Source organism: Sporosarcina koreensis (genome assembly GCF_000826145.2).
Lineage (GTDB): Bacteria > Bacillota > Bacilli > Bacillales_A > Planococcaceae > Sporosarcina > Sporosarcina trichiuri.
In genome coordinates this window covers 20461-46154 of sequence record NZ_LN651333.1, presented here as the reverse complement: position 1 = coordinate 46154, position 25694 = coordinate 20461, and the positions used below count along the sequence as shown (strand labels likewise).

The following is a 25694-nucleotide window of genomic DNA, read 5'->3' as shown; positions in this document are numbered from 1 at the left end:
ATCTGTCCGGAAACGCCGGGCAGGGCGCCCAACCTGAGCGCAGTTCCGTTAAAGGGCTGTGAACAATAAGAGGATAAGCAGCTGATGCAGATCGAAGCTTTCCTTAGGTTGTAGGGAGAGCTTTTTTTGTGCTCCAAAACACATTTTTTGTAAGGAGCGGATAACAATGGCTGAACAGATTTTATTTACATCGGAGTCGGTGTCGGAAGGGCATCCTGACAAAATTGCAGACCAGATCTCAGATGCGGTACTGGATGCGGCGCTTGCACAAGATCCGTTTTCACGGGTGGCCTGCGAAGTGTTCACAACGACAAACACGGTCATCGTCGGCGGGGAAATCACGACGAACGCCGTTTTGGATATAGAAGGGATTGCCCGGCGCACACTGCTGGACATCGGTTATACAAATGACGAACTCGGCATCGACGGCAGTTCATGCAATGTGCAGGTGCTCGTGCACACGCAGTCACCGGACATCGCGATGGGGGTCGACACGTCCAGCGACACGAAGGAAATCGGAGCGGGCGACCAGGGCATCATGTTCGGGTTCGCTACGGACGAGACGGACAGCAGTATGCCGCTTGCAATCGAACTGGCGCATGCGCTCGTCAGAAAAGCATCGGTCCTCCGGAAGAACGGCCAGTTCCGCTGGGCGCGTCCGGATATGAAATCCCAAGTGACGATTGACTACACAGCGGAAGAAACGCCGAAAATCCATACGATCCTCATGTCCATCCAGCACGACGGGGACTTCGACAAGGAAGCATTCGAAGCCTATGTGAAAGAGGAGATCATCGGACAGACAGTGGCTGAGTTCGGTTTGAGTGGTGAGTACCGTGTCCTCATCAATCCGACAGGACGGTTTGTCACGGGAGGCCCTCACGGGGATGCAGGCTTGACAGGACGCAAGATCATCGTTGACACATACGGCGGGGCAGCACGCCACGGCGGCGGTGCATTCTCCGGGAAAGACTGCACGAAAGTCGACCGATCAGCGGCCTATGCGGCGCGCTATGTCGCGAAAAATATCGTAGCGGCAGGACTTGCGAACAAGTGTGAGATCCAGCTGTCGTATGCAATCGGCGTGAGTGAGCCGATCAGCATCGCAATCGATACGTTCGGTACAGGCAAAGCGCCGGATGCGGAACTGCTGCGTGCGGTGCGGGAAGTCTTCAATCTGACGCCTGCAGGCATCATCAGCATGCTCGATCTCCGGACACCGCGTTATCAGGCGACGGCGGCTTACGGCCATTTCGGACGCACGGAACTCGATCTGCCTTGGGAGCGTAAGGACAAGGCGGAAGCACTGATGCAATCGGTCTTCGGTGCAGTCGGAGCCGGGTGCTGATGACATCCGTCCAAGAGACTGTCAAGGGACGGCCGTGTATCACGCAGCAGGACGCACCCTTGTTGGAGGCATTGACGGCGTATGCCCGCTCCGGTGCTGTGCCGTATGACGTGCCCGGCCATAAGATGGGGGCGCAGGACACGCCGTTCCGGCAGGCGATCGGGGAACAGGCGCTGAAACTCGACGTCAACTCCATGCCGGAACTCGACTTGCTGAGCCATCCGAAATCTGTGATCCGGGACGCACAGCAGCTCGCGGCGGAGGCATTTGGTGCGGACCATGCATTCTTCCTCGTGAACGGTACGACAACGGGAATCCACGCAATGATCCTCGCTGCCTGTAAGCCGGGCGAGACGCTGATCGTTCCGCGCAACGCGCACAAATCCGTTATGGATGGCATCATCCTGAGCGGCGCTGTCCCTGTGTTCATGCAGCCGGAAGTGGACAGACACTTCGGCATTTCACATGGCGTTTCTGTTGAAAGTGTGGCCGCTGCGCTTGCCGGAAATCCGGAGGCGGCAGCACTGCTGATCACCTACCCGACGTACTTCGGCTCCATGACGGACTTGGCCGCGATCTGCCGGCTTGCCCATGCGGCAGGCGTTGCGGTGCTGGTCGACGCGGCACATGGAGCGCATCTGCGTTTCGTGGACGGTCTGATGGATCCGATCGAAGCAGGAGCCGATCTGGTGACTGCCAGCATGCACAAAACAGGCGGGTCGCTGACACAGAGCTCGCTGCTGCTGCAGCAGGGTGCGCGCATCCCGGCGGAGCGGGTGCAGAAAGTGACCGGCATGCTGCAGTCGACGAGTGCGAGCTATCTGCTCATGAGTTCACTTGACGCAGCCAGAAGGGAACTGGCGCTGCACGGCAGCGGACAATTCCACCGGCTTCAGCCGATTGCGGAAGCGGCAGTGAACGCGATCGAAGCGGGCGGCCGTTATGAAGTGCTCGGCTGCGCGGACACGGAAGGCCGGTTCGGCCAGTCCCACGACTGGACGAAGCTCGTCATCCGGGTGAACGGCCTCGGGCTTACCGGTTTTGAAGTTTACTCACTATTGAAACGACGGTACGGCATACAGATGGAGCTCGCGGAAGGCTATGTGGTCATGGCGGTCCTCACGGCTGCCGATACCGAGGCTTCCATCAGCCGTCTCGTCGCGGCGCTGCAGGAGATTGAACGCGAGGACCGGACGGAGTATGTGCTCCGCTCGGACTGGACGGTTGCAGAAACGGCACCGGCCCTTGCGATGTCCCCGCGGGATGCTTTCTACGCACAGCACGAAACAGTTCATATAAAGGAAGCGGTCGGCCGGATCAGTGCCGATACGCTGATGATCTACCCGCCGGGGATCCCATTGGTCATCCCGGGAGAACGGATCACACATGATGTGATGCAGCAGTACAGCTACTACGAACAAGCCACGGGTGCCGTATTATCCGGTGCGAAAACAGCCGGCAGCGTGACTGTCGTTAAAGGGGGAACCGAACAATGAGTTTGGAATTATCGGCGCTTGGCCGCCACGTATTGATCGAGTATTATGGATGCCCGAGTGAAATTATCGAGAATAACAAAGTGATTGAGCAGTTCATGAAGGAAGCGGCGGATTACTCCGGTGCGACAATCGTGGAGTCAGTGTTCCATCACTTCAATCCATACGGTGTCTCAGGCGCAGTCATCATCGCGGAATCCCACCTGACAATCCACACATGGCCGGAATACGGCTTTGCATCGGTTGATGTCTATACATGCGGCGACTCCGTGAGCCCGTGGAAAGCGGCGGAATACCTGGAACAGAAACTGCAGGCGACGAAGACGGAATCATTCGAAGTGCCGCGGGGGATGGTCGAGAAAATCAAGCAGTTCGCAGAGCGGGATATCGAGGAAGTCACTGTGAAGCCGGCGTTGGCGGGTGTCAACGGATGAACTGGTATACCGAGCAGTGGAGCGATGACTGCAAGTTCTCCATCGGCTACCACAAACAGCTGCACAGTGAAAAATCGCCGTTCCAGCAGATCGACTTCTATGAAGGGGACGATTTCGGCACCTTTTTCACACTAGACGGTCTCATGATGGTCAATGAAAAAGATGAATTCATCTATCACGATATGATCGTCCATCCGGCATTTGCGACAAATCCCTCCATTAAGAATGTCCTCGTCATCGGCGGCGGGGATGGCGGAACGGCACGTGAAGTGCTCCGCTACCCTGGGGTCGAACGGGTCGTACTTGCGGAAATCGATGAGCGCGTCTTCCGGCTCTGCCAAGAATACCTGCCCGTGACGGCTGCCGGTGTGGAGGAGGATCCGCGCATGGAACTCGCATTCGGCGACGGGCTCGCCTATGTCCAAAATGCGCCGGATGCGTCATTCGATCTTATCCTCGTCGACTCGACGGATCCCGTATCGGTCGGTGAAGGGCTTTTCACGACGGCGTTCTACCAGGAATGCTACCGGGTGCTGAACGACAAAGGGATCCTCATCAACCAGCATGAGTCCCCGTATTTCGCAGAGTACGCAGACAACATGAAGAAAGCCCGGAGGAAGATCAAAGACATCTTCCCGGTCGCCCGTGTCTATCAATACCATATGCCGACCTATCCATCTGGCCACTGGCTGTTCGGGTTCGCATCGAAAGCGCTCGATCCGCTGAAGGATGCGGAGAAAGACGCCTGGAACGCACTCGGACTGAAGACGAAGTATTACAATACGGACCTCCATTCCGGTGCGTTCGCCCTGCCGAGTTATGTGCGGGAGGCGCTCGACCATGACGAATAAAGAGCTGTGTACGAATGCCTTCATCGGCTGCGAGACGCCGTATGCCGAGGCGGACGTCGTACTGTTCGGTTCGCCATTCGACGGGACGGTCAGTTTCCGGCCGGGCACCCGGTTCGCCGGGCAGGCGATCCGTCCGGATTCCTACGGGCTCGAGACGTACTCGCCGTATTTGGATAAAGACCTCGACAATGTCCGTGTGTTCGACGGCGGTGATCTCGAGCTGCCGTTCGGCAACACGGAACGCGTACTCAAGACGATCGGAGAATACAGCCGCGACGTGCTCGCGGACGGCAAGAAGTTCCTGATGATCGGCGGCGAGCATCTCGTGAGCCTGCCGGCGATCCGGGCGGCGTATGAGCGGTACCCGGATCTGCACGTCATCCACATCGACGCGCATACCGACCTGCGGGATGACTACATGGGCGAACCGCTGTCGCACGCCTCTGTCATCCGCCGCTGCCATGATTTCCTCGGCGACGGCCGGATCTTCCAGTTCGGCATCCGGTCGGGCATGAAGAGCGAGTTCGAGTGGGCAAAGGAACACACCCATCTCGAGAAGTTCACGCTAGATACGCTTGCGGAGATGGTCGATGAACTGCGCGGCAAACCGGTCTATGTGACGATCGATCTCGACGTGCTCGACCCGGGCACCTTCCCGGGCACCGGAACGCCGGAACCCGGCGGCATCACATTCCGTGAGCTGCTGACGGCGATCGGCGAGCTGCAGGGCTTATCGAACATTGTCGCAGCAGACGTAGTCGAGCTGTCCCCGCAGTACGATCCGTCGGGGGCTTCGACGGCCGCTGCCTGTAAGACGATCCGCGAGATGCTCCTGACCTTATGTGACTGACACAAAAACACCCGCACAGCCGGCTTCCGGTGTGCGGGTTTTCATTTACAAAAAGAGGCCCATACCCAGGTAGATGAGTGCGCCGATCCCGCCCACAACAAGGCAATATGGGATCTGCGTCCGCACGTGGTCGATGTGATCGACCGCCGCGCCTGTGGAGGCCAGGATGGTCGTATCGGACAGCGGCGAGCAATGGTCTCCGAAGACGCCACCGCCTGCGACAGCAGCGACCGTCGCAAGGACGAGTGTCGTGATGTCGCCGCCCGCGAACTGGATGGCGACCGGGACGGCGATCGGAATTCAGATGTCGTACGTTCCCCAAGAAGACCCTGTCGAGAATGAGATCAGACCGGCCAGCAGGAAAGTCAGCACCGGCAGCAGTCCCGGGCTCAGCCACGATTCGGAAATGCTGACCAGGTATTCCGCTGTGCCCATCTGCTCGCTCAGCGCGTTGATGGTGTAGGCGAAGATGAGGATCATGACAGCCGGCATGATCCCTTTGATGCCGCTGATGGCGGTATCCATAATGTCGGATGTCGGGATGCCCTGGATCCGCATGACGAAGCCGAGCACGACGATGGCAGCAAGGAACGCTTCCATCGTCTTTGTCGTGCCGAGGGCGAAGAACGTACCCATCGCAATGCCGACGATGATGATGACGGGCAGGAAGAAGTTCCAGAAAATGCTGAGTGTGCGATCTTTGTAAAACGGCCGGATATCTGTCAACTCTTTGGAAACAATCGGCTTGGATCCGTCGCGGATGACTTTGCCTTCTTTCATGGCACGCTCCTCTGCGGTTTTCATCGGACCGAAGTCTTTCAGGATGCCGGAAGCGATGAGTCCGACCATGAGGATAGAGAGAATGGCATAGAAGTTGAACGGGATGGACTTGGTGAAGACGGACATCGCAGCGACTTCACTGTCGATCGGTCCCATGCTCATCAGGAGCCCGGCGATGAAAACCGCCCAGCCGGTGAACGGGACGATGACGGCCATCGGAGCGGACGTCGAGTCACATATGTAGGCAAGCTTTTCGCGCGAGATCCTGGCCCGATCCGTGATCTTGCGCATAGTCGTACCGACAAAAACAGGACTGAAGGAGTCGCTGAAGAACACGAACATCCCCATTCCCCACGTACTCATTTCCACCTTCTTCCGCGTCATCTTCCGGCGTTCCGCAAGTTTCGCGAAACTGTCGATGGCACCAGTGCGCTGGAAGAACGCGATCAGAACACCGATGAACAGCTCCAACAAAAAAATCCAGGCAAAGTCTTCGTTGCCCAGCGACGTTTTCATGAGGTCCGGAAAGCCGAGTAGCCCGTCCCCGTTCAGCAGCACCCCGATCACACAGGCGGCGGCCAATGCCAAAATCGTATTGCGCGTCACGAACGCCAGCGTGACGGCGATGACTGGCGGAATGATTGATAAGATCCCCAATAGCAGTTCCTGCCTTTCTCCCTGTCTGTAGGACAATATTATAAAAACTCTCATTATTTTCCCTATTCTCTCAGATTTAAACAAGTATTCTGACAGGACATCGCAAAAAAAGACCGGCCCCTTGGCAGCAGAGGCCGGTCTTTGACAATTCGATTCAGTTTACTTCTGCAACAGCAGCCGGTGCGGCGACCGGTGATTTGGCGCTGGCTTTGTGCGACAACGTCAGCATGAAGCCGAATGAGACAAGGAACAGGATCGCCAGGTAGACCATTGCGACAGTCATGCTGTAGTGCTGAAGGATGTAGCCGACGAGGATCGGCGACAATCCGCCTGCTGCCCGGCCGAAGTTGAAAATCGTGTTTGTTGCGGTCGTACGGATTTCAACAGGGTAGAAGCTGCTGATGAGCGCCCCGTAGCCTGCGAACATGCCGTTCGAGAAGAATCCGACGATGGCACCGCCGATCAGGACACCCGCTGCGCCGGCAGCGAAGCTGTACAGGAAGACGGCAGCGGCAGACGCGAGCAGGAAGATGCCGTATGCCTTCTTCGCGCCAAGCCGATCCATGATCTGCCCGAACGTCAGCATGCCGGCGATCATTCCGACGGCCGTGCTGATCGTCCAGATGGCGGAGCTGGAGACGGACAGACCCTGCGACTGCTGCAGCATGGACGGCAGCCAGATCATGAGGCCGTTGTAGCCGGCGATCTGTACGGTTGCCATGACGGCGAGCGCGATGGTGGTAAAGGCGATCCGCGGAGAGGCGACGAGCAGGCGCAATTTTCCTGCGTCCTTTTTCGTTTGCGCTTTTTTCATTTTCTGCGCGGCGAGCCATTCCGGCGACTCCTTCAGGTTGCGGCGTACGAAGAATGCGAAGATGACCGGGATGATCCCGACGAAGAACAATGCACGCCAGCCGAATGCCGGCAGAATGAGTGCGCTCAGCAGAGCAGCCAGGATGACGCCGTATTGCGCGCCGACGCTGACATAGGAGGACGCACGGCCCTGTTTGTTCTTCGGCCATGCTTCCGCGACGAGCGCCATGCCGATACCATACTCACCACCGGCGCCAAGCCCGGCGATGAAGCGGTAGATGTAGATCTGTTCAATGTTCGTGGCGAGACCGGTCAGTGCTGTGCCGAGGGCGAACAGCAGGATGCTGTACGTGAACACTTTCACACGGCCGAATTTGTCGGCCAGAATGCCGAAGACGACGCCGCCGAGCAGCATGCCGATATTGGTGACAGAGGAGATGAGTCCGCCGGTGGCGAAGTCGATGCCGAAGTCCGCGATGATCATCGTCATCGCGAATGAGATGAACATGATATCCATGCCTTCGAGGGTGAGACCGGCGACTGAAGCGACAACTGTTTTCTTTTGATAATTCATGTGGGGTTCCGCCTTCCTGTTATGGGGATATCCAGAAGAATGGAACCGCAGCTGCCTGCGATGGCCATCCTCTTTCTGCGTCTCACGGGACGCGGGTTAAAAGAGTGCAGCACGTGCACGAAAAAAAGCCCTGACCGTCGACAGAGGACGGTCAGGGCAGACTACAGCAAAATATAGAGAACAGGGTGATCCTGTCTCGCAGTCCGATTCCCTTCCCGGCCTCTCTGGACCGTCTTAAAGGAGCAATTTAATTGTTTTCATCCTACCAGACGGATTGCCGGAGCACAACTGTTTTTTCTTGAACTCCTGTAAGTTTGAGTTTTCTGGCATCCAGCGAGCGCGGGAAATTGTGTCCGGATGCCGATAAATTCGGCGAAGTGTCCGATAACGGCGCTGAAGTGTCCGATATCCATGCGCGTTTGTCCGATATCTCCAGCCAAATGTCCGATACTTCACACGAAACGTCTGATACCGCCCGGCAGCAGCAGATGGCTTGTCCGTTTTCTGCGCGTCGGGGGAGAGCCGCTTCGGCCTTTGCAGGCAGCCGCGTGCAAGGGCACCCCACAGCAAACGAGCCGCAGGCGAGCACAAGTCATCCCTTGAATTGTGCCCGGATGCCGATAAATTCGGCGAAGTGTCCGATAACGGCGCTGAAGTGTCCGATATCTCCAGCCAAATGTCCGATACTTCACACGAAACGTCCGATACCGCCCGGCAGCCGCAGTCCTGAATGCCCCCCCCGCAAGCAGGAGCGCCCCTGTCATCCGCCGCACTATGATACACTCTCCACAACGACGGAAAGGAGTGGAGTTCCATGAAACAACTGACAGGGAAGACCGCCATCGTCACCGGGGCGAGCGGCGGGATTGGTGAAGGGATTGCCCGGGAGCTCGCCGCACAAGGGGCGAACGTCGTGATCGCTGCGCGCAGTGAGGACAAATTGATGGCGATCGCTGAACAGCTCGTGCAAGCGGGCGGATCCGTCCATGCCGTGAAGACGGATGTCGCGAGCCGGGACGAAGTCGAAGCGCTTGCCGCCGAGGCGGCGGACCGGTTCGGAGGGGTCGACTTTTATGTTAACAATGCCGGCCAGGTGCTCGAAGGCACGGTCCGTTCGGGCAAAACAGACGAGTGGGAGCAGATGATCGACGTCAATGTCAAAGGCGTGCTGTACGGCGTCAATGCTGTCCTGCCCGCGATGCTCGCAAAAGGCAGCGGCCACATCATCAATATCGCCTCCGTATCCGGAACCGAAGTGACCAAGACGAGCACCGTGTACAGCGCGACGAAGTTCGCTGTGCGGGCCATCTCGATGGGACTGGAGAAGGAGCTCGCGAAAACCGGCGTCCGTGTCACCAACATCTCGCCGGGTATGGTCGACACACGGCTCGGTGAGCAATACGACTGGGGCGAGCGGAAGAAGCTGCAGACCGCGGATATTGCAAAGGCGGTCGTGTACGCCGTCACACAGCCCGATTATGTCAATGTGAATGAAATCACGATTCGGCCCGTCTGACGGCGCCCGATCCATCACGAAAACCCGCATGCCCCGTCACTCCGGGATATGCGGGTTTTCCTATTCTTTAAGCAGGTACCGGTTTTTTCACCAGGCCGAGCAGAACAGCCGAGACAACCGCACCGATAATTACCGACAGGAGGTAGAGCATCCAGCTGCCGTCGACAAGCGGGAAGACGAACACGCCGCCATGCGGTGCCTGCAGTCCGATATTGAACGCCATCGACAGGCCGCCTGCGATTCCGGCGCCTGCCATGACACACGGGATGACACGGAGCGGATCGGCAGCAGCGAACGGGATTGCCCCTTCGGTGATGAACGACAGTCCCATGATGTAGTTCACTTTCCCGGCTTCCCGCTGCTGCTGGGAATACTTGCGCCGGAACACCGTCGTCGAAATCGCGATGGCGAGCGGCGGTACCATCCCGCCGGCCATGATGGCCGCCATCGGCTCATACACACCGCTTGCAATCAGTCCGGTACCGAACAGGTAGGCCGCTTTGTTGATGGGCCCGCCCATGTCGATTGCCATCATGAGGCCGAGGACGACGCCGAGCAGGACGGCATTGCCTGTGCCAAGACCCGTCAGCCATGCGGAGATTGCCGTGTTCAAGGCACTGAACGGGGTATTGACGACGTAATGCATGATCAGGCCGGTGATCGCGATACCGAGCAGCGGATAGAGCAGGATCGTCTTGATGCCGTTCAGGGAAGCCGGCATCGGCGCGAGCCACTTCTTCAGCCCGACGACGAGGTACCCGCCGAGGAAACCTGCAATGATGCCGCCAAGGAAGCCGGCATTGCTAGTCGCAGCCATCAGTCCGCCGACCATGCCGGGTGCGAAACCGGGACGATCCGCGATGCTCATCGCGATGAACCCGGCCAAGACCGGAATCATGAGGGTGAACGCATTGCCCCCGCCGATCGTATTGAGCGCAGCTGCAAACGAGTTGTACGTGGGATCATTCGGATCAGCCGAGTTCGGACCGAACAGGAAGCCGAGCGCAATCAGGATCCCGCCGCCGATAACGAACGGCAGCATATTGGACACGCCGCTCATGAGATGCTTGTAGATCGTCGCCCCGATGCCTTTCTTCCCGGCACCTTCAGCAGCTCCTTCACCATCGCCGGCTTGCTGCCGATAGACGGGAGCGTCCTGTTTCACCGCCCGCTCGAGAAGCTCCTTCGGCTTGCGGATGCCTTCCGCGACCGGAACTTCGATGACATGCTTCCCGGCGAAGCGGCCCATGGAGACATTCGTGTCGGCCGCGACGATGACGGCGGTTGCCCGCTCGATCTCTTCAGCAGTCAGGATATTCTGCGCGCCGCCGGAGCCGTTCGTCTCCACCTTGAACGGGATACCCAGTTCTGCGGCTTTGTTCTTCAGGGAATCGGCGGACATATACGTATGCGCAATGCCGGTCGGGCAGGCCGTGACAGCGACGACGAACGGTTTGCTGCTGTCTGCAGGCACTTCCGCTGCCGGCTGTTCCTGCGGCTGCTCATCAGGTTCATCATGCGCATCGATCAGCGCCAGCACTTCGTCTTTCGAAACGGCTGAAAGGAGCTCGGCACGCACCTTCTCGTTCATCAGGACGGTCGACAGGCGTGCGAGCGCTTTCAAATGCATGCGGTTCGCGCCATCCTCCGCGGCGATCATGAAGAACAGATGTGCAGGCTGCCCATCCAATGACTCATAATCCGCGCCGGCAAGCGACCGCCCAAAAGCGATGGCCGGTGTCCGGACGGCCGCCGTCTTCGCATGCGGGATGGCGACACCATCTCCGATCCCGGTGGTCGTCTGGGCTTCCCGTGCCAGGATCGCCTCTTTGAAAGCGGCCGGATCGGCAAGTTTACCAGCCCGGTCGAGCACGCCGGTCAGTTCGTCGATGACCGCCTGTTTTCCTGTCCCTTTCAGATCGAGCTCAATCGTCTCAGCTGTCAGCAGTTCTGTAATCCTCATTTCCTGTCCCCTCCTTCAAATTGGGTGACCGTGATCCGCGGTATGAGAGCGGCCGCTTCCTCCGCCGTACAAAGTCGATCCGAGAATGCTGTGGCACTGCCTGCCGCAATGCCGGCACGGAATGCTTCGGCAGCCGACTTTCCGGCGGCCGTGGCCGCGAGGAATCCGGCCACCATCGAGTCGCCTGCACCGACAGATCCGCGAACCCGGCCGGCCGGCGCATTTGCAAGGTATGTCTCTTCGGCGCTGACGTACACGGCGCCTTCACCGGCGAGCGAGACGATCACCTGTTCAGCCCCTTCATCGATGAGCGTCCGGGCATGGAGCGCTGCCTCTTCCTTCGTCCGGATGGCCGTCCCGATGAGCGCGGCAAGCTCGTGATGGTTCGGTTTGACGAGCAGTGGTCTGTATTTCAGCGTCTTCCGCAAAGCACTGCCCTCAGCGTCCACAGTGAACCGGCAGCCGGCTGTGCGGCAGATGTCCGCAAGCTGTTCGTATGCGTCCGCCGGCAGGGAAGCCGGGATGCTGCCTGACAGCACCAGCACATCGCCGGCCGCCATGCCGCGCACCTGATCGGCGAGTTTCCGGAACTGCAGCTCACTGATTGCAGGTCCGGCTGCATTGATTTCCGTCTCCTGTCCGGCGCGGATCTTGACATTGACGCGTGTGTCCCCGTCAACGTGGATGAAATCGGAACGGACACCTGAGTGGGCCAGCAGCCGTTCAAGCTCCCGGCCTGTGAAACCGCCCGTAAAACCGAGAGCGGTCGCATCACCGCCGAGGGATGTCAATACTTGGGCGACATTGTTGCCTTTGCCGCCCGGCAGATATCGGGCTTCCGCCGCTCGGTTCAGCGAGCCGGCAGCCAGTGAATCGAATGAAAGCAGGTAGTCGAGTGATGGATTGAGTGTCACTGTATAGATCATGGGGAAGTCACCATCCGTTTCAGGGATTCCGGGAATGATTGCAGCGTTTCCAGACTGCCGTGCGTCGACAGGACCGTCACCTCATCCAGTTCTGCAAAACGGGCGAACGAAACTTCGAAGAATTTCGAAGGGTCCGCAAGTGCATACGATTCACGGGAGAGCGACAGCGCCATCTCCTTGACGGCCGCTTCCTCTTCGTCCGGCGTGGTCAGCCCATATTCCGGATGCAGAGCATTCACGCCGAGGAAGCATTTATCGAACCGGTATCGGGCAAGTGCAGAGAGTGCTCCGCGGCCGATCAGTGCCTTGGTGGACGGCTTAGCGGTGCCGCCGGTCAAAATCGTCTTACAGCCCGCCTCCAGCAAGGCGTCCAGATGGGTGATTCCGTTGGTCACCACGGTGATGGCCGGCGGCAGATGACGGATCATTTCATAGACGGTGGAGCCGGCGTCCAGGTAGATCGTATCGTCCGGCTGTACGAGTGAAGCGGCAAGGCGTCCGATGCTCTGTTTTTCCTGAAGGTTTTTGGAGGTTTTCTCGGCCATCGATGATTCTGCCAGTTTCCCTTGCAGACGTGAAGCACCGCCATGCACCCGTTTCAGCCGCTTCCGGTGCTCCAGCTCGATCAGATCCCGCCGGATGGTCGATTCCGACGCTCCGATATTCTCTATCAGTTCCTGGAGGCGGATGACCGGGCGTTCCTCGAGGAGCTGCAAAATCTTTTTGTGACGTTCCTGTTCCAGCATTCCGGGTCCCTCCTTCATGGGTTACCTGCTGATCCTGCCTCTATTATATCCATGGAAAGTTCAGAAATCAATCTTTTGCGATCAAAAACGTTCAAAAACATTCAAATTATTTTACCGGTAAACTAGTTCGTTTTTCGAAATAGTTATTGACGCAAACGGATAAGTTTGATAAAATTGCCCAATCATTCGACATGAAACGACATCGGCGATGCAGCTGGAATTTTGCGGCCGCTGGTGCTGTGCCGAGTGTCTGAACGCGCGTGCAGGCGGGCATACTGCTGAACAGCGGCAGCCGTGCCGATCCGCCGGGAAAAGAATGATAAATATCTTGGCAGCGTGTGTTCATCCTGTAAAACAGGGTAAAGGATAAATAACTTTGCTGCTTGCCGGCAGACCGGCCAAGCGCAGCAGGAAGGGGAGGAAGAAGATGAACTTAGCAGCAATCGGAGTACCCGGGCTCATTATTATCTTGGTTATCGTACTGATTTTGTTCGGTCCCCGCAAATTGCCGGAAGTCGGTTCCGCAGTCGGCAAGACGCTTGCGGAGTTCAAGAAATCCGCAAAAGATATCATGGATGATGATGAAAAGGCAGATGTGAAGAAACCCGCTGAAACAGAGAAGTAGGTGATACGATGAAGCCGAAAAACGAGGACACTCATAACCGGGCAAGCACAGAGGATCAATTGAACCAAAAGGACGCGGAAATCACTGCCGAGCTGAAATCTGAGGCGCTGGACGAGCAGGAACAGAAAACTCCGGCCGTCCCATATACGGATGAGAATGGCTATCCGACCAACATCCCTCCGGATCGTTCACCGGAAGGGCCTGGCGACGATGAGTCGAATTTGGTCGAGCATCTGACGGAACTCAGGAAGCAGCTCATTAAGAGTGTGGCCGTATTCCTGCTGTTCTTCGTGGCCACATTCAGTACCATCAACTTATGGTTCTCATACGTTACAAGGGGCTATAAGCTGATCGTGCTCAGTCCGATGGAAGTTGTGTCGTTCTACACAACTATCTCGGCGGCTCTCGCCTTTGGGCTGTCGGTGCCGTTTCTCTGCCATTTCCTCTGGCAGTTCGTGAAACCGGGCCTTACGGAGAAAGAAAGCCGTTTTCTGAGCTTGTACTCGCCGGTCATCTTCCTGCTGTTCGCAGGCGGCCTTGCGTTCGGTTACTTTGTCGTCAATCCGCTCAGCTATAATTTTCTTATCACCCTCGGGAAGATGAATTTCGATGTCATGGTAACTGCACAGGAATACGCACGCTTTCTCCTGATGACCACCATGCCGATCGGACTGCTGTTTGAACTGCCGGTCGTCGCGCTGTTCTTATCGGCCATCGGTATTCTGACATCAGGCACATTGAAGAAGGTCAGGAAATGGTCGTACATCATACTGGCCGTCGTGTCAGCCCTGATCACACCGCCGGACTTTTTCAGCCAGCTGATCATCCTCATACCGATGATCGCCTTATATGAAGCCAGTATCTTTCTCGTCACCCGGACCGAGCGCCGGGTTGCCGAAGCGGATGCTGTTTAATCGCACTGGGCTATTGGCTCAGTGTTTTTTTGTATGCTGTCACGATATCGAAATAATTTTTCTCCTTTTTGAAGAACATTGAGCAGCCCTCATCGTCTTTTAGATAGTTAAGTGTTAAAATTACTGTTTGAAATTCAAAGCGGCAGTACATCATTCAACTATTGATGGAGAGGAAATCACAGATGGACAAAAAGAAAATCATTGGGGACCCATTACTATTTGGGGGGATCATGGCGTATATCCTGCTGTTCGGCCAGCTCTTCGGCCAGCAGAATATCCTGATCGGCGTATCCACGATCACTGCGATGCTCATGCTGCTGGAACGGGACCTCACCATCCATCCGGTGGCCAACACCGTAAAATTTGCAGGGCTCAACTTGCTGACGGGGCTCGCTGCGTTCGCGGCGGGGTTCTCGGTATGGGCAGCTGTGCCGATCCATTTCGTCATGATGTTCATCATCAGCTACACGCTGATCTTTAATCTGAAAAAACCGCTGTACTTGCCGTTCTCGCTGCAGTATCTGTTCCTGCTGGCAATCCCGGTGACAGCATCCGAATTGCCGCTTCGACTCGTTGCTCTTGTCGCAGGAGCTGTCTCGATCATGGGGCTGCAGATGCTCGCAAACCGGAAGCGGCTGACGAAGAATAGCGACCCGCTGGTCAAGACAATCTGTACGGCGTTGATTTCGAAAATGGATAAAAAGATTGCAGGGGAAGCGGCGGATGATGAAAACGAAAACATCCGGAAATCGATCGGCTCCCTCCGTTCCATGATTTACGATCAGCGGGAGGAAGATTACTATCTGACCGAGGAAGGACGCCTTCGCCTCAATATCTCAGCAGCCCTCGAGAAAATCGATACCTTGCTCGACTCTCTGGAACCGCGGCATGATGCAGGCGGGGTCGTTGCGAATGTCCGTGCGCTGCTCAGTCATATCGCGGACAGTGAAGGGAAGGTGATCGACGCAGCCGCCATAAGCCGGGAGTCCGAGCAGATTCTGGAGAGCTACCGTTCCAATCCGCCGGAATCCTCCGTCCAGCTGAGATTGCTGAATAACGTCGATTATTTGACGGACAGCCTGCTGGCCCTTGAGGAGCTGGCACCCGAGATACGGAAGATCACCCGCAAGTTCGAAGAGATACCGCTGAAGTTCAAGAAGCTGACACTCGGTTCCGCACCGAACCATGTGACGTCTCTGAAGCTGTCCTATGCAGTGCGTATGGCGACCGGGATCGCGATTTCAGGCTTCCTCATGGATTATTTCGAACTGGCGGAAGGCCGGTGGATGATGTTTACGGTCCTGTCCGTCATCATCCCGTTCTATGAACAATCCCATAAGAAGATGAGGGACCGGATCTTCGCGACCATTGTCGGTGCGATCCTCGTCTGGATCGTCTTCACCCTCTTTCCGTCGAATCCGGTACGCACCGGTCTGCTGCTGCTGGCCGGCTACTTGATGAGTTACGTGAAAGTGTACAGATACAGCACCATCCTCGTGACGTTTTCGGCAATCGGTTCGGTGGCGCTCATCACGAATGAGACGTAGTTCCTGACGGTGGAGCGGCTGCTGATGGTGCTTGCGGGTGTCGGTATCGCACTTCTGGTGAACCGATTCGTCTTCCCGTATAAGTTGACGGATGCCAATGACCATCTGGAGGAGATGTCGACGGATACTCTGACCTCCATGCTGGCGGAGGCCAAAGACGCTGTTGCCGGCCAGACAGCGGCGGGCAGCCACAGTGTGAAGAACCTGCTGATCATCAGCACGATGATCGAAGAGCGGGCGCGTGTCAACCTGCAGACGGCCGGCCAGGAAGCCCCGGATGAACTGTTCGCACCGCGTCGGCTTGCAGCCAATACGATGTACGAGCTGCTGATGTGGAAAGAGCTTCACGGAATACGTCCGGATATGACAGAGCAGGCAGCCGAGATCCTTGCCGGCATGCAAGAGACGTGGTCGGAGCACAAGTCATTCGCGGAGATGACAGACCAGATCCGGCAGCGCCTTCTGTCCGAACCGGTTCTGGAGAACAAAGTGATCCTCAGTATCTTGATGGAACTGGGGACGAAGTTTGACCGCATTGTGACGGATCGCCTGGATTGGCAACTCAGCCGGCAGGCGTAACGTCAGGGAAGTGTGATCGCACGAAAGCGCAGCAGGCCTGCGCCGTGCAGCAGAAAGGGTTGAAAGTCATGGATCTGCACATTCATGACGTAACAGCAGAGAACTACCGGGAGATCCTGGCACTCCACGTGGCGGAATCCCAGAAGGAGTTCATCGAAACACCGTATGAATGTCTGGAAGACGCGGTGGCGTGGCGGCAGTTCCGTCCGGTGGGCCTGTATGCAGGCGGTGTGCTCGTCGGCTTCGCCATGTACGGTTTCTTCGAAGGAGAAGGACGGAATGGCAGACTGTGGATCGATCGTCTTCTGATCGACGAACGCTACCAGGGGAGAGGGTATGGCAAGGCATTCATGGCCCTCCTGACAGAACGGGTGCTGGAAGAGTACGGCGGACAGCCGATCTATCTCAGCGTCTACCCGGATAATGCGCCGGCGATAGGCATCTACGAGAAACTCGGCTTCCGTTTCACGGACGAGCGTGACGTGAACGGCGAGCATATTATGAGGCGGGATTGGAACGGCTGATTCTTCTGTAAACAGGGCTTTTCTGCGAGGAGAGGCTGTCAGTTTGGCCTGCCGGCATCCTCATCGCTTGCTTTGTTTTCCTTATGATCTTCATCCTCATGGCGGTCTTGGTTTTTCCCTTGATCTGTTTTATCCAGCTCTTCTTCTTCCTGTTCCGCCTCGTCCTCCATCTTTTCCGCCTCCGCTTTGACTTCCCGCGCAGCGGTCCGTTTCTCACTCATCTTACTCAATTTCTTGATGACATGCTTTTCGGCAGCTGCCTGATCAGGGGCGTCTTCAACTTCCTGTTCCAGTTTCTCTTCGGCTTCCTCGATCTTTTTCATCTCCCGGTCGTAATCCTCTTCCATCTGTTCGGTGCTCGGAATCAGATTGTCGCGGTTGTAATCGACCCGTTTGCCGTATCGCAGCAATTCGTAGATGATCATGCCGTTGTTCGGTTTTCCGTTATTCATGATCATCGGGATGGCATCGAACAGCACATAGAAAAACGCATAGAAGATGAACCGGTTCCAGAATCGGGCCATATCTTCCATATAGCCATTTGCAATGAGTGCATTTAGTCCGAGAGCAACTATCATATTTGTAATGATGGGCGCCGCATAGATCATAATATATTTTGCATTGCTGGGATTTCTGATTTTATCGAATGAGAACCAGCTGTATAAATGATAATATTTCCGGATATCAAAAATGCCGAATTGGATCAGACGGGGGCCAGCCCCGACTGTCAGACGCGGATTGCGGACCCCTAAAAACAGAGTGATCAGCAAATAGCCGCATTCACGGATGAAGATGACAACCGGCATGATGATGAATGCGGAGATTACCAATGCACCGAGATCTGCTAAACCGAACATACTAATCACTTCCTTCACATACTTAGTCAATGGATACCCTTACGGACGAGGTGTGAACCTGTTCACAAGGACACAATTTTTACACTGGCTTCCTGGTACGTAGGAAACAGGTTTAGTTCGCTGCCGGAAGGGAAAGACAGTACTATGACGATAAGATAATGATTAGTTCTAAGGAGGAATCAGGCAATGGCTAAAATTGCAGTGGAAAAACCGTTTGACGATGTGAAGAAAGCGCTTGAGGAAAAAGGGCACACAGTGACAATGTGTGAATCCGACGAAAAACTGAGCGGCTACGATCTTGGAGTTGTCCGCGCACTGAGCGATGTCAACGTCGACCAGTACGATTTCCCGGTAATCAGTATCGAAGGGAATTCCGTGGATGACGTCGTGGCAGACGCTGAAAAGCGCCTCGCACGCTGATAAGTGAACATACGAAGCACAGTCTCTCCGGAGACTGTGCTTTTTGCTGCAGCCGGCAGTACATCGGACATTGTCCGTGCAACAGGCCGGGCGGATTCGGTATACTGAAGGGGAACGACACTATTGAAATGAGGGATCCGTATGTCGGAGTTGAAAACACAATTGCTGGCTGACATGAAGACAGCGATGAAAGAAAAGGACACCGTCAAGAAAGGTGTCATCAACCTTCTGCGCGCCGGGATTCAAAACCAGGAGCTGACACTCCAGCGGGAATTGACGGAAGAAGAGGAACTGAAAGTCGTCCAGCGCGAACTGAAGCAGACAAAACAGTCGCTCGAAGAAGGGGAGAAAGCAGGCCGCGAAGATATTATCGCAGCGGAGAAAGAGAAAATCACTGTCATCGAGAACTACTTGCCGAAACAGCTGTCAGCTGAAGAAGTCAAGGAGCTTATCCCAACGCTCGGCATAACGAAAGAGACGCCGATGGGGCAGGCAGTAGGGACTGTCATGAAGGCGGCAGCAGGCCGGGCAGAAGGAAAAGTCGTTTCGCAGGCGGTCAAGGAGTATTTGAACAGCTGAATACCCAAAAACGCAGCGGGACGCGGAAGAGCGCTTGCTGCGTTTTTTATTTCCCGGCGACCCATGTCTTCAATAGAGCGAGCCGCTCGCGTATGTCGGTTTTCACTTTGACAGACTGGGGAGTTTCGGCAGGCACTGCGTCCCAATCCAGTCCGATCCTCTTGGCGAGTATCCCGGCACGCGCAACATGATAATCGCTCGTGATCAGCGTCACCTTCGACTGGCCGGCCGGCAGAAGCCGTTTGGAATTCACGAGATTCTCATATGTGGACGTGGACTGGTCCTCGACGAGCAGACGCTCCTCCGGAAGCCCGCGGGTCACTAAGTAGTCCCGCATGGCGGCGCCTTCACTGACACCCTCATCCGGCCCCTGCCCGCCTGACAGGACCAAAATGACTCCAGGATGCTTTTCCGCATAGTCGAAGGCAGCCTCCAGACGGTACTGCAGCGACTTAGATGGAACAGTTCCGTTCACTTTCGCCCCGAGGATGATTGCGTAGGCGCTGCTCCCATCCGCTGCATTCCGTACCGCTTTCTTCATGGTGTACCCCGTACTGAACCAGCAGGCTGCAAGCACCAGAACACCCGCACAGCCGACCACCATAATCCATTTCCCCTTCGACATGTTAAACGCCCCGTTCCTCTAATGTATGCCATTCTGCTGCAGTTCATTACAAGACGCTGTCTGATGAAGGAAGTTGCCGAATTTTGATTAACAGACCGGTATCGTGTAAAATTACACATAGCGAGGTGGAGCTATGAACCAGGAACAGATCATCGAGCAGATTTCCCGCAGGACACTGCTCATCAGGACCGAGGCAGGCTATTCACAGGAGACAATGGCGGCCGTCCTTGGTATGTCGAAAAAAACGCTCGTCCAGATCGAGAAGGAACGGACGCTTGCAAGCTGGACAACAGTCGTGGCGATGATCGCTCTGTTTTCGGACAGCGAGATCATCCAGTCACTCTTAGGGGACGCGCCGCTGGAAGTCGTCCGTACGGTTGCCCATAACGGGCTGGACCGCCCGAAAGGCAAGACGCTCGGCGGAAAAGTATGGTGGCGGGGGATCGAGCAGGAGGGGCAATACCGGATCCAGCAAAATCTGATCAGCCAGCATTACCGCATTCTGGACGCAGACGATTACGTCTGGTTCAGTACGTTTGACGAGGAGGAGGCGCTCGAACGCTTCCGGGAACTGCTGAAAAATCAAGGAGCCTGACAAAAAAACTGCCTTCTCCAAGCGACGGAGAGGGCAGTTTTGCTATGTAACCGATTAGCCGACCGTGGCGAACGTGACATCGTCTACGATCCGATCCAGTTTTTTGCCGGCTTCCGTGGCGAATTCCTCTTTGCGATCGATTGGCGCGTCTTTGTCTTCGGGCGCTTGGAACTGCTCCAAACCTGAGACAGTCATCGTTGCACTCTCTTCTTGGTCTAGCCCGATATTCATGACGTGCTTGATGAGGAATGGTGTCCCGAATTGAATGACAGCATTATTGGAATCCAGTTCACCTTGCAGCACTTTGAACGGCACACGCAAGTAGATCGTGATTTCCTTCCGCTTGTACAGAATGGTATCGAATGTGCCGTGATCGTATTCCCAGCCGCCGCCGAGTTCCATACCTTCTGCGTTAAATAATTTCTGGGCATCTCCAAATATGCTCATTGTTCCTTCGATTTTGCTTTTCAAAGCGATCAAGGGAATCCCTCCTAGTCTCAAATACAGTTTAATAATCTTACCGTACCCGTAAAGAGTTCACCCGAAACCCTGCAGGCCCTATGAGGTATTGTATGACCGGCCGGGGAAGAGCAGTACCGCAGGCTGCAGGTCTATCTTCTTGGTGCAGAAGAAAACGGGTGCGAATGTCGGTTAAGCGGTGTTTATCTTCCTGGCGCAGCGGAATTCGGACGCGAGTGTCGGTAAAACGGTGTTTATCTACCCGGTACAGCGGAATTCCAGCGCGAGTGTCGGTTAAGCGGTGTTTATCTTCCTGGTGCAGCGGAATTCATGCGCGAGTGTCGGTAAAGCGGTGTTTATCTTCCTGGCGCAGAAGAAATCCGGAAAAACTGCCGGGTTCACGGTAGTCATCGGTCCACGGAAGTCATCGGTCCGCCGCACGTGAAAACCGGAACAGCCGTCAGAACGGCTGTTCCGGTTTTCGGATATTCCGCTCCGATTGCCGCCGTCGCAGGGATTCCTGGTAGACGGGTGAGCGGTATTTCAGTACCGGATCATCCGAGCAGCCGAAACCGGGCGCTTCCGCTGTCGGATCGAATACGAGATCCTCGGCGTTGTCCTGGCGCTTTTCGCCAAGTGTCAGCACGCCGACATCGATGACCGGACGTTCATCGGGCCAAACTGCAGACGGATCGTCCGTGGGATCCTCGGGTGAAGCGAGTGTCATCAGCAGCCGGAACCGGACAGGGCCGTCCGCCATGCGTTCGAGCAGCTCGAGTTCCATGTCACCGGTGGAGAAGGGCAGCGACCACTCTGTCCTCGCGGGGACCCACGTGAAGCGGACAGGCTGCCCGGTTCCTCCTGCCGTGGACAGGATATAGGCATGCAGCGCCCAGAACTGTGTCAGCGCAAAGCTGGATGGGGTCTTCAGTTTCTTCAGCAGGGCCGGTACGGTATGCAGTTCGGTGTCCTCCCGCAGCAGCTCGAGACGTTCCCTGAACGGGATTTCCTTCATTCCGAGCACCTGGATCAGCCGCATGAAAGCTTCCGGTGTCTTCGTCGGGAAAACCGGGGCATTCACCATGACAAGTGAGACCGGCCTGACGGATGGCTGAGGGAACTGCACGGACATCCCTTTGATGGGGACGAACCGCTCCTTCTGATCAGGCATGGGCGCACTGTGTGAAAACCGCACAGTGACATCGACCGTCCCGCCACTCAAAAAGTCTGCCTGGGTGAACGGTTCAGCATTTCCATTCGGGGTGAACTGTGCACGTAAACCGATCCCTTTTGCATGCGCCCGGCGGAAACCGGGGAACCGGCCTGCGATGTTCTCGATGATCGTGACAGCTTCCTGCGGGGAAGGTGAGTTTGAAACACGGTTGGATTGCATAGGGGGACATCTCCTTTTCCTCATTGCTGACCTATACCCGTGCCGGCTGTTTTCAATCCGCCTGCCCGTTCTCTTTGAGTTCCGTGTAGACGACGAGCCGTTCTTCATGGGTTTTCGCCTGGCGGTTGAACTCCCCCGTGCAGGTGATCAGGTTCAGCCGGCTGCCATAGGAGAAGCCGAAAATGTCTTGGATGGGTGCGGCATCCCTCGGATATGTTTCCGACCGTGTAACTGAAAAGGTCATCTGTTCCCCATCTTCCCCGCTCACGATGACCTCGTCGCCCTGTTTTAGCTTATCGAGCTTGTAAAAGATTGCAGGACCGGTCAGCGAGTCGATATGGCCGGCCATGACGGCGCTTCCCTGACTGCCGGGCAGGGTGCCGGGTTCGAACCAGCCGACGTGGTTCACATCCTGGGGGACGCCCATCTGGCCATTCGGAAGGGTGCCGACCGATTCGATGTCCGTGCGGATGCCGAGTTCAGGAATCTCAATCGAAGCAGGAACGATCCCGCTGTCTTCTTTCTTCAGCAGTTTCCCTTCCGCACTCGGCGCAGGGACGGACTGGGAGCTGCCGGTATCCGCTGCTGGAGCTTCAGCGGAAATTTCCCCAGGGACGGAAGCTTCCTGCTGACTGCATCCTGCGGCAATCATTCCTGCCAATACAGCGGAAAGCACAATCTGCCGTTTCATGTAACTCACTCCTTTCTGAAACAAAAAAGAGGGGAATCTTCCCCCTCTCCGGTTACTCGTTCCGTGCTGTGTTTGCCTTGCGGATTACGACTGCACCGGCCGCTATCGTCAGCAGAAGGCTGATGACGAGCCACATCGGTGTCTGATGGTCGGCGGACTGGCTCATGCCGCCGAGCCCCGTTTTCGGCATATCGGCAGGCATATTGCCGGCGAATTTATCGGGGAACTGATCGACGATCGCGCCTGTCATCATCGTTCCTACACCGAACATATGGGAGTATGCTTCATGGATATCGTCGTAAGCGCCTTCATAGTCACCGTCATGATACTTGTTGAATGCAGCCAGCAGCTGGTCGACGTGCACTTTGAGCCCTTCTTCGAGGTCCGCTGCTTTCAGACGCCCTTCTGTCGCCGATTCCAGCATGGCGGCCTGCTTCATACGGTAGTCGTCGAGGTTCGCGACCGCTTTTTGGCGCCCTTCCTCATCATCCGCGGCAGTCGCCTTGACATAATCGACGAAGTAGCCGATGTGACTGCTCCAGATTTCATGGAACTGCTGGGCGCCCTCTTTGCCGTAGACCGACTCGATCGATTTTGTCAGGTCTTCGGTGTTGCCGTTCAGCTCTGCAGCTGACGCATCGAAATCTTTCGCTCCGTCAATGCCTTTCTGCATGGCGAGAATTGCCAAAGCCGCATGTGTGGAGAACTGGTTATTCAGCTGTTCGCGCAGATCAGCTGCGGGCGTATCGACGGACTGATTGTCGAACTTGTCCGGGAACTGATCGGTGATCGCCCAGGCAATCCCTTTGCCGGGTTCGAACATATGCATCATGGATTCCGTGATTTCGTCATAGGTTTTCTCGAAGTCACCTGCATTGTAATTATCGAATGCCCAGATCAGCTGATCGACGTGCATCTTCAGTCCTTTCTCGAGGTCGGACGCTTTCAGGCGGTTCTCTGTCGCTTTGGACAGGAACTCGGCATTCTTCACGCGGTAGCCGTCGAGGTTCTTGACGGCTTCCTTACGGCCATCTTCGTCGTTTGCGGCCGTCGCTTTCACATAGTCGACAAAATAGCCGATATGACTGCTCCAGATTTCCTTGAACTGCATTCCGGCTTCCTCTCCGTAGACCGAAGCGATCGCGGCCGACAGTTCGTCCGTGTTTTCGTTCAGCTGCCCGGCGGCTGCGTCAAAATCTTTCGCCCCGTCAATGCCTTTCTGCATCGCCACAATTGCAAGGTAGGCGTGTTCCGACAAAATCGAGTCCAGTGCCGCTCTCAGGTCAGTCGCTTTGTTGGAGACGCTCATCGGCGCCTCACCATGGCCGTGGTCCGCTGCACTTGCGACAGCTCCCATAGGAAGCAGGAGGGAAACACTCAATGGAATTGCTGCTAGTTTTTTGTAGTTCATCGTAATCTCTCCTTTTCTGTTTTGTATACAGCTAACGGGAGGGATCTGCAGATGGATCACTTTTGTGCGGGAAAACTTCGGAGAAATAAAAAAACCGCCAGTATCGGCGGCTTTCGGAGTACAGGTTTACAGGCTGCCTGCGAGAATGATGGGACCTTCCGGTGCAGGGAGTCCTTCTTCTTTTTCGATTGTGATAGCGACTGTATCGAACGACAGCACCTCACTGCCGAGCGGATGTGTGATCGTGCCGCTGCCATCCCCGGAGGACTGGAACGCCCCAGACGGTTTCGGTGCCCCGTCGTCAAGAATCCATACTTGGAACAGCTCTCCTTCTGATAGCTGCGGAAGGTTTTCCGCATCGACAACAAGTTCCCGGATGTTCCCATCGGACAGGACCAGGGCGACGGCATTCGACTGATTGCCCACTTCTTGCGGCGCAAGCATCGCTTTCCCGGCAATTTCCCAGTTCCGTTCTTCGATAGGAGGACTGGCGGAGCGATCGGCTGTCGCCAAATACGCATTGGTCATCAGCGACGCGACCAGTGCAGCAGCCAGAATAGGAATGGCCGGTCCGCGACGCTTTTCAGGGAACGCCGTTACAGTTCCCGCTTTGAGGCTGGGTTCACCTGCGGATTGAGCCTCAGGTTCTGCATCGATCGCAGCGAACACGTTCGATTTCAAACCGGCAGGGACGCCGATTTCGTCGGAAAGGTAGGGCAGTCCCTCTGTCAGACTGCGCAGTTCATCGAGTTCCGCGCGGCAGGCAGGGCACTCAGACAAATGCTGTTCGAACTCAGCGGTCTCTTCAGGTGTCAGTGCGCGGTTGAAGTAATCGATCAGCCGGCTGCAGTTTTCATTCATACGGCGTCCCTCCTTCCTTGGTAATGAACCCTCTCATTTTTTTCAATGCCAGCCGGATGCGGCCTTTCACCGTGCCGAGCGGCAGCTCACAATGGTCGGCGATCTTCTGCTGACTCATTCCCTTGAAATAGAATAATTCAATGATTTCCCGCTGATCCGGTTTCAGTTCCCGGACAGCTGTGCGGATCTCCGTCTGCTGTTCGTGCCACTCGGCCGTCTTTTCGACACTGCCGGGCTGCTCGAGCAGGGCATCCTTTTCAATCATCGGTTCGTGATCATGGCGCTGCAGGCGCCGCAGCTCATCGATCGCTTTGTTGCGCGTCACCGTCAGCAGCCAGGACGAAAATGCTCCTTTGTCCGGCTCGTACACGGCGGAGCCGTTCCAGATCTTCACAAAGACATCCTGCACCACTTCCTCTGCGATTTCACGGTCCGAAGCGATCCGGTATGCGAACGAAAAGACGAGCTTTTCATATCGGTCGTACAGCAGTTCGAAAGCCCGGCGGTCTTTCGAAACGGCGAGTCCATATAATGTTCCGTCGTCTGTAGGTTTCATCCGAAGCCTCTTTTCCATACTTTTCACCTAGAATACCATAATACGATAAATGCCGCGCGAAGAGCCGTCAGTAAGCTAACGGAATGAAAACGAAAACCGATCATTGT

General features: G+C 56.1%; 27 protein-coding genes and 1 pseudogene. 15 read left to right on the top strand and 13 right to left on the bottom strand.

The window, feature by feature from the left end:
* Positions 1 to 166 precede the first annotated feature (166 nt).
* From metK to speB, 5 genes are read left to right on the top strand one after another with little or no spacing between them, the layout of a single operon-like run.
* The gene (gene metK, locus BN1190_RS00225; RefSeq protein ID WP_040285024.1) at positions 167 to 1348 is read left to right on the top strand and encodes a methionine adenosyltransferase; all 1182 of its coding nucleotides are present in this window, start codon (positions 167 to 169) and stop codon (positions 1346 to 1348) included.
* Positions 1348 to 2844: an aminotransferase class I/II-fold pyridoxal phosphate-dependent enzyme gene (locus BN1190_RS00220; RefSeq protein WP_052461604.1), complete on the top strand. Its 1497-nt coding sequence runs from the start codon at positions 1348 to 1350 to the stop codon at positions 2842 to 2844. The genes metK and BN1190_RS00220 overlap by 1 nt, the downstream gene beginning before the upstream one ends.
* The gene (gene speD, locus BN1190_RS00215) at positions 2841 to 3275 is read left to right on the top strand and encodes an adenosylmethionine decarboxylase (protein WP_179860721.1); all 435 of its coding nucleotides are present in this window, start codon (positions 2841 to 2843) and stop codon (positions 3273 to 3275) included. The genes BN1190_RS00220 and speD overlap by 4 nt, the downstream gene beginning before the upstream one ends.
* Positions 3272 to 4126 carry a polyamine aminopropyltransferase gene (gene speE / locus BN1190_RS00210; RefSeq protein ID WP_040285023.1) on the top strand — a complete coding sequence of 285 codons (855 nt, stop codon included), beginning with the start codon at positions 3272 to 3274 and terminating at the stop codon, positions 4124 to 4126. The genes speD and speE overlap by 4 nt, the downstream gene beginning before the upstream one ends.
* On the top strand, positions 4116 to 4976 hold the full coding sequence (gene speB, locus BN1190_RS00205) for an agmatinase (protein WP_040285022.1): 861 nt from the start codon (positions 4116 to 4118) through the stop codon (positions 4974 to 4976). Before speE ends, speB begins: the two co-directional genes overlap by 11 nt.
* 45 nt (positions 4977 to 5021) lie before the next feature.
* On the opposite strand, the pseudogene BN1190_RS15155 reads toward speB, so the two are convergent.
* Together BN1190_RS15155 and BN1190_RS00195 are read right to left on the bottom strand one after the other, a co-directional pair.
* A pseudogene (locus BN1190_RS15155) lies at positions 5022 to 5972 on the bottom strand (Na+/H+ antiporter NhaC family protein).
* Between the two features lie 595 nt (positions 5973 to 6567).
* Positions 6568 to 7800, bottom strand: coding sequence for an MFS transporter (locus BN1190_RS00195; RefSeq protein WP_040285021.1), 1233 nt, complete (start codon positions 7798 to 7800; stop codon positions 6568 to 6570).
* A 493-nt stretch (positions 7801 to 8293) separates the two neighbouring features.
* Here BN1190_RS00195 and BN1190_RS14780 point away from each other — a divergent pair, with 493 nt between their 5' ends.
* Together BN1190_RS14780 and BN1190_RS00190 are read left to right on the top strand one after the other, a co-directional pair.
* The gene (locus tag BN1190_RS14780; RefSeq protein WP_144036057.1) at positions 8294 to 8530 is read left to right on the top strand and encodes a hypothetical protein; all 237 of its coding nucleotides are present in this window, start codon (positions 8294 to 8296) and stop codon (positions 8528 to 8530) included.
* An 84-nt stretch (positions 8531 to 8614) separates the two neighbouring features.
* Positions 8615 to 9316 carry an SDR family oxidoreductase gene (locus BN1190_RS00190; protein ID WP_040285020.1) on the top strand — a complete coding sequence of 234 codons (702 nt, stop codon included), beginning with the start codon at positions 8615 to 8617 and terminating at the stop codon, positions 9314 to 9316.
* Between the two features lie 67 nt (positions 9317 to 9383).
* On the opposite strand, the gene BN1190_RS00185 is transcribed toward BN1190_RS00190, so the two are convergent.
* Genes BN1190_RS00185 through BN1190_RS00175 form a run of 3 tightly spaced genes read right to left on the bottom strand, consistent with a single transcriptional unit; the run spans position 9384 to position 12951 of the window.
* Positions 9384 to 11279, bottom strand: a complete 1896-nt coding sequence (locus tag BN1190_RS00185; protein WP_040285019.1) for a PTS fructose transporter subunit IIABC — start codon at positions 11277 to 11279, stop codon at positions 9384 to 9386.
* The gene (pfkB, locus tag BN1190_RS00180; RefSeq protein ID WP_040285018.1) at positions 11276 to 12205 is read right to left on the bottom strand and encodes a 1-phosphofructokinase; all 930 of its coding nucleotides are present in this window, start codon (positions 12203 to 12205) and stop codon (positions 11276 to 11278) included. The genes BN1190_RS00185 and pfkB overlap by 4 nt, the downstream gene beginning before the upstream one ends.
* Complete coding sequence (locus BN1190_RS00175) at positions 12202 to 12951, bottom strand: DeoR/GlpR family DNA-binding transcription regulator (protein WP_040285017.1); 750 nt, start codon at positions 12949 to 12951, stop codon at positions 12202 to 12204. Before BN1190_RS00175 ends, pfkB begins: the two co-directional genes overlap by 4 nt.
* Positions 12952 to 13378: 427 nt before the next feature.
* Between BN1190_RS00175 and tatA the strand changes: the two genes are divergently transcribed.
* The 5 genes from tatA (at position 13379) to BN1190_RS00150 (ending at position 17140) form a co-directional block, all read left to right on the top strand.
* Positions 13379 to 13576 (top strand): twin-arginine translocase TatA/TatE family subunit, encoded by a 198-nt coding sequence (gene tatA / locus BN1190_RS00170; RefSeq protein WP_040285155.1) that lies wholly within the window; start codon positions 13379 to 13381, stop codon positions 13574 to 13576.
* A gap of 8 nt (positions 13577 to 13584) precedes the next feature.
* Positions 13585 to 14490, top strand: a complete 906-nt coding sequence (gene tatC / locus BN1190_RS00165; protein ID WP_082023210.1) for a twin-arginine translocase subunit TatC — start codon at positions 13585 to 13587, stop codon at positions 14488 to 14490.
* 182 nt (positions 14491 to 14672) lie between these two features.
* On the top strand, positions 14673 to 16037 hold the full coding sequence (locus BN1190_RS00160; RefSeq protein WP_040285016.1) for an FUSC family protein: 1365 nt from the start codon (positions 14673 to 14675) through the stop codon (positions 16035 to 16037).
* 9 nt (positions 16038 to 16046) lie between these two features.
* Positions 16047 to 16616, top strand: a complete 570-nt coding sequence (locus tag BN1190_RS00155) for a hypothetical protein (RefSeq protein ID WP_144036056.1) — start codon at positions 16047 to 16049, stop codon at positions 16614 to 16616.
* The gene (locus tag BN1190_RS00150; protein WP_244898641.1) at positions 16592 to 17140 is read left to right on the top strand and encodes a GNAT family N-acetyltransferase; all 549 of its coding nucleotides are present in this window, start codon (positions 16592 to 16594) and stop codon (positions 17138 to 17140) included. Before BN1190_RS00155 ends, BN1190_RS00150 begins: the two co-directional genes overlap by 25 nt.
* A gap of 38 nt (positions 17141 to 17178) precedes the next feature.
* Here BN1190_RS00150 and BN1190_RS00145 read toward each other — a convergent pair whose 3' ends face one another.
* Positions 17179 to 17997 carry a hypothetical protein gene (locus BN1190_RS00145; protein WP_040285014.1) on the bottom strand — a complete coding sequence of 273 codons (819 nt, stop codon included), beginning with the start codon at positions 17995 to 17997 and terminating at the stop codon, positions 17179 to 17181.
* Between the two features lie 186 nt (positions 17998 to 18183).
* Here BN1190_RS00145 and BN1190_RS00140 point away from each other — a divergent pair, with 186 nt between their 5' ends.
* Both BN1190_RS00140 and BN1190_RS00135 read left to right on the top strand, forming a co-directional pair.
* Positions 18184 to 18417 (top strand): YkuS family protein, encoded by a 234-nt coding sequence (locus BN1190_RS00140; RefSeq protein WP_040285013.1) that lies wholly within the window; start codon positions 18184 to 18186, stop codon positions 18415 to 18417.
* 141 nt (positions 18418 to 18558) lie between these two features.
* Positions 18559 to 18996 carry a GatB/YqeY domain-containing protein gene (locus tag BN1190_RS00135; RefSeq protein ID WP_040285012.1) on the top strand — a complete coding sequence of 146 codons (438 nt, stop codon included), beginning with the start codon at positions 18559 to 18561 and terminating at the stop codon, positions 18994 to 18996.
* Between the two features lie 46 nt (positions 18997 to 19042).
* Here the strand turns inward: BN1190_RS00135 and BN1190_RS00130 are convergent, their stop codons facing one another.
* On the bottom strand, positions 19043 to 19621 hold the full coding sequence (locus tag BN1190_RS00130) for a YdcF family protein (RefSeq protein WP_244898639.1): 579 nt from the start codon (positions 19619 to 19621) through the stop codon (positions 19043 to 19045).
* 133 nt (positions 19622 to 19754) lie between these two features.
* On the opposite strand from BN1190_RS00130, the gene BN1190_RS00125 reads away from it, so the two are divergent.
* Entirely contained in the window at positions 19755 to 20216 is a 462-nt protein-coding gene (locus BN1190_RS00125; protein ID WP_040285010.1) for a helix-turn-helix transcriptional regulator, read from the top strand.
* A 54-nt stretch (positions 20217 to 20270) separates the two neighbouring features.
* Here BN1190_RS00125 and BN1190_RS00120 read toward each other — a convergent pair whose 3' ends face one another.
* From BN1190_RS00120 to BN1190_RS00095, 6 genes are all read right to left on the bottom strand, one after another.
* Positions 20271 to 20696 carry a YugN family protein gene (locus BN1190_RS00120; protein ID WP_040285009.1) on the bottom strand — a complete coding sequence of 142 codons (426 nt, stop codon included), beginning with the start codon at positions 20694 to 20696 and terminating at the stop codon, positions 20271 to 20273.
* A gap of 439 nt (positions 20697 to 21135) precedes the next feature.
* Complete coding sequence (locus BN1190_RS00115) at positions 21136 to 22068, bottom strand: catalase (protein ID WP_052461603.1); 933 nt, start codon at positions 22066 to 22068, stop codon at positions 21136 to 21138.
* Positions 22069 to 22120: 52 nt separating this feature from the next.
* The gene (locus BN1190_RS00110) at positions 22121 to 22759 is read right to left on the bottom strand and encodes a class F sortase (RefSeq protein ID WP_040285008.1); all 639 of its coding nucleotides are present in this window, start codon (positions 22757 to 22759) and stop codon (positions 22121 to 22123) included.
* A 52-nt stretch (positions 22760 to 22811) separates the two neighbouring features.
* A complete protein-coding gene (locus BN1190_RS00105; protein ID WP_040285007.1) occupies positions 22812 to 24170 on the bottom strand; it encodes a copper amine oxidase in 1359 nt (452 codons plus the stop codon).
* Between the two features lie 126 nt (positions 24171 to 24296).
* Positions 24297 to 25031 carry an anti-sigma factor gene (locus BN1190_RS00100; RefSeq protein ID WP_040285006.1) on the bottom strand — a complete coding sequence of 245 codons (735 nt, stop codon included), beginning with the start codon at positions 25029 to 25031 and terminating at the stop codon, positions 24297 to 24299.
* Complete coding sequence (locus BN1190_RS00095) at positions 25024 to 25587, bottom strand: RNA polymerase sigma factor (protein WP_040285005.1); 564 nt, start codon at positions 25585 to 25587, stop codon at positions 25024 to 25026. The genes BN1190_RS00100 and BN1190_RS00095 overlap by 8 nt, the downstream gene beginning before the upstream one ends.
* Positions 25588 to 25694: the final 107 nt, after the last annotated feature.

Bases quoted from the DNA above. Each gene is read 5' to 3' on its own strand.
- tatC (WP_082023210.1), top strand. From the start codon at position 13,585: ATGAAGCCGAAAAACGAGGACACTCATAACCGGGCAAGCACAGAGGAT.
- speE (WP_040285023.1), top strand. From the start codon at position 3,272: ATGAACTGGTATACCGAGCAGTGGAGCGATGACTGCAAGTTCTCCATC.
- metK (WP_040285024.1), top strand. From the start codon at position 167: ATGGCTGAACAGATTTTATTTACATCGGAGTCGGTGTCGGAAGGGCAT.
- BN1190_RS00095 (WP_040285005.1), bottom strand. From the start codon at position 25,587: ATGAAACCTACAGACGACGGAACATTATATGGACTCGCCGTTTCGAAA.
- BN1190_RS00185 (WP_040285019.1), bottom strand. From the start codon at position 11,279: ATGAGGATTACAGAACTGCTGACAGCTGAGACGATTGAGCTCGATCTG.
- BN1190_RS00125 (WP_040285010.1), top strand. From the start codon at position 19,755: ATGAACCAGGAACAGATCATCGAGCAGATTTCCCGCAGGACACTGCTC.
- BN1190_RS00130 (WP_244898639.1), bottom strand. From the start codon at position 19,621: ATGTCGAAGGGGAAATGGATTATGGTGGTCGGCTGTGCGGGTGTTCTG.
- BN1190_RS00190 (WP_040285020.1), top strand. From the start codon at position 8,615: ATGAAACAACTGACAGGGAAGACCGCCATCGTCACCGGGGCGAGCGGC.
- BN1190_RS00100 (WP_040285006.1), bottom strand. From the start codon at position 25,031: ATGAATGAAAACTGCAGCCGGCTGATCGATTACTTCAACCGCGCACTG.
- tatA (WP_040285155.1), top strand. From the start codon at position 13,379: ATGAACTTAGCAGCAATCGGAGTACCCGGGCTCATTATTATCTTGGTT.
- speD (WP_179860721.1), top strand. From the start codon at position 2,841: ATGAGTTTGGAATTATCGGCGCTTGGCCGCCACGTATTGATCGAGTAT.
- BN1190_RS00145 (WP_040285014.1), bottom strand. From the start codon at position 17,997: ATGTTCGGTTTAGCAGATCTCGGTGCATTGGTAATCTCCGCATTCATC.
- BN1190_RS00140 (WP_040285013.1), top strand. From the start codon at position 18,184: ATGGCTAAAATTGCAGTGGAAAAACCGTTTGACGATGTGAAGAAAGCG.
- BN1190_RS00115 (WP_052461603.1), bottom strand. From the start codon at position 22,068: ATGCAATCCAACCGTGTTTCAAACTCACCTTCCCCGCAGGAAGCTGTC.
- BN1190_RS00160 (WP_040285016.1), top strand. From the start codon at position 14,673: ATGGACAAAAAGAAAATCATTGGGGACCCATTACTATTTGGGGGGATC.
- pfkB (WP_040285018.1), bottom strand. From the start codon at position 12,205: ATGATCTATACAGTGACACTCAATCCATCACTCGACTACCTGCTTTCA.
- BN1190_RS00220 (WP_052461604.1), top strand. From the start codon at position 1,348: ATGACATCCGTCCAAGAGACTGTCAAGGGACGGCCGTGTATCACGCAG.
- speB (WP_040285022.1), top strand. From the start codon at position 4,116: ATGACGAATAAAGAGCTGTGTACGAATGCCTTCATCGGCTGCGAGACG.
- BN1190_RS00175 (WP_040285017.1), bottom strand. From the start codon at position 12,951: ATGCTGGAACAGGAACGTCACAAAAAGATTTTGCAGCTCCTCGAGGAA.
- BN1190_RS00105 (WP_040285007.1), bottom strand. From the start codon at position 24,170: ATGAACTACAAAAAACTAGCAGCAATTCCATTGAGTGTTTCCCTCCTG.
- BN1190_RS00195 (WP_040285021.1), bottom strand. From the start codon at position 7,800: ATGAATTATCAAAAGAAAACAGTTGTCGCTTCAGTCGCCGGTCTCACC.
- BN1190_RS00110 (WP_040285008.1), bottom strand. From the start codon at position 22,759: ATGAAACGGCAGATTGTGCTTTCCGCTGTATTGGCAGGAATGATTGCC.
- BN1190_RS00135 (WP_040285012.1), top strand. From the start codon at position 18,559: ATGTCGGAGTTGAAAACACAATTGCTGGCTGACATGAAGACAGCGATG.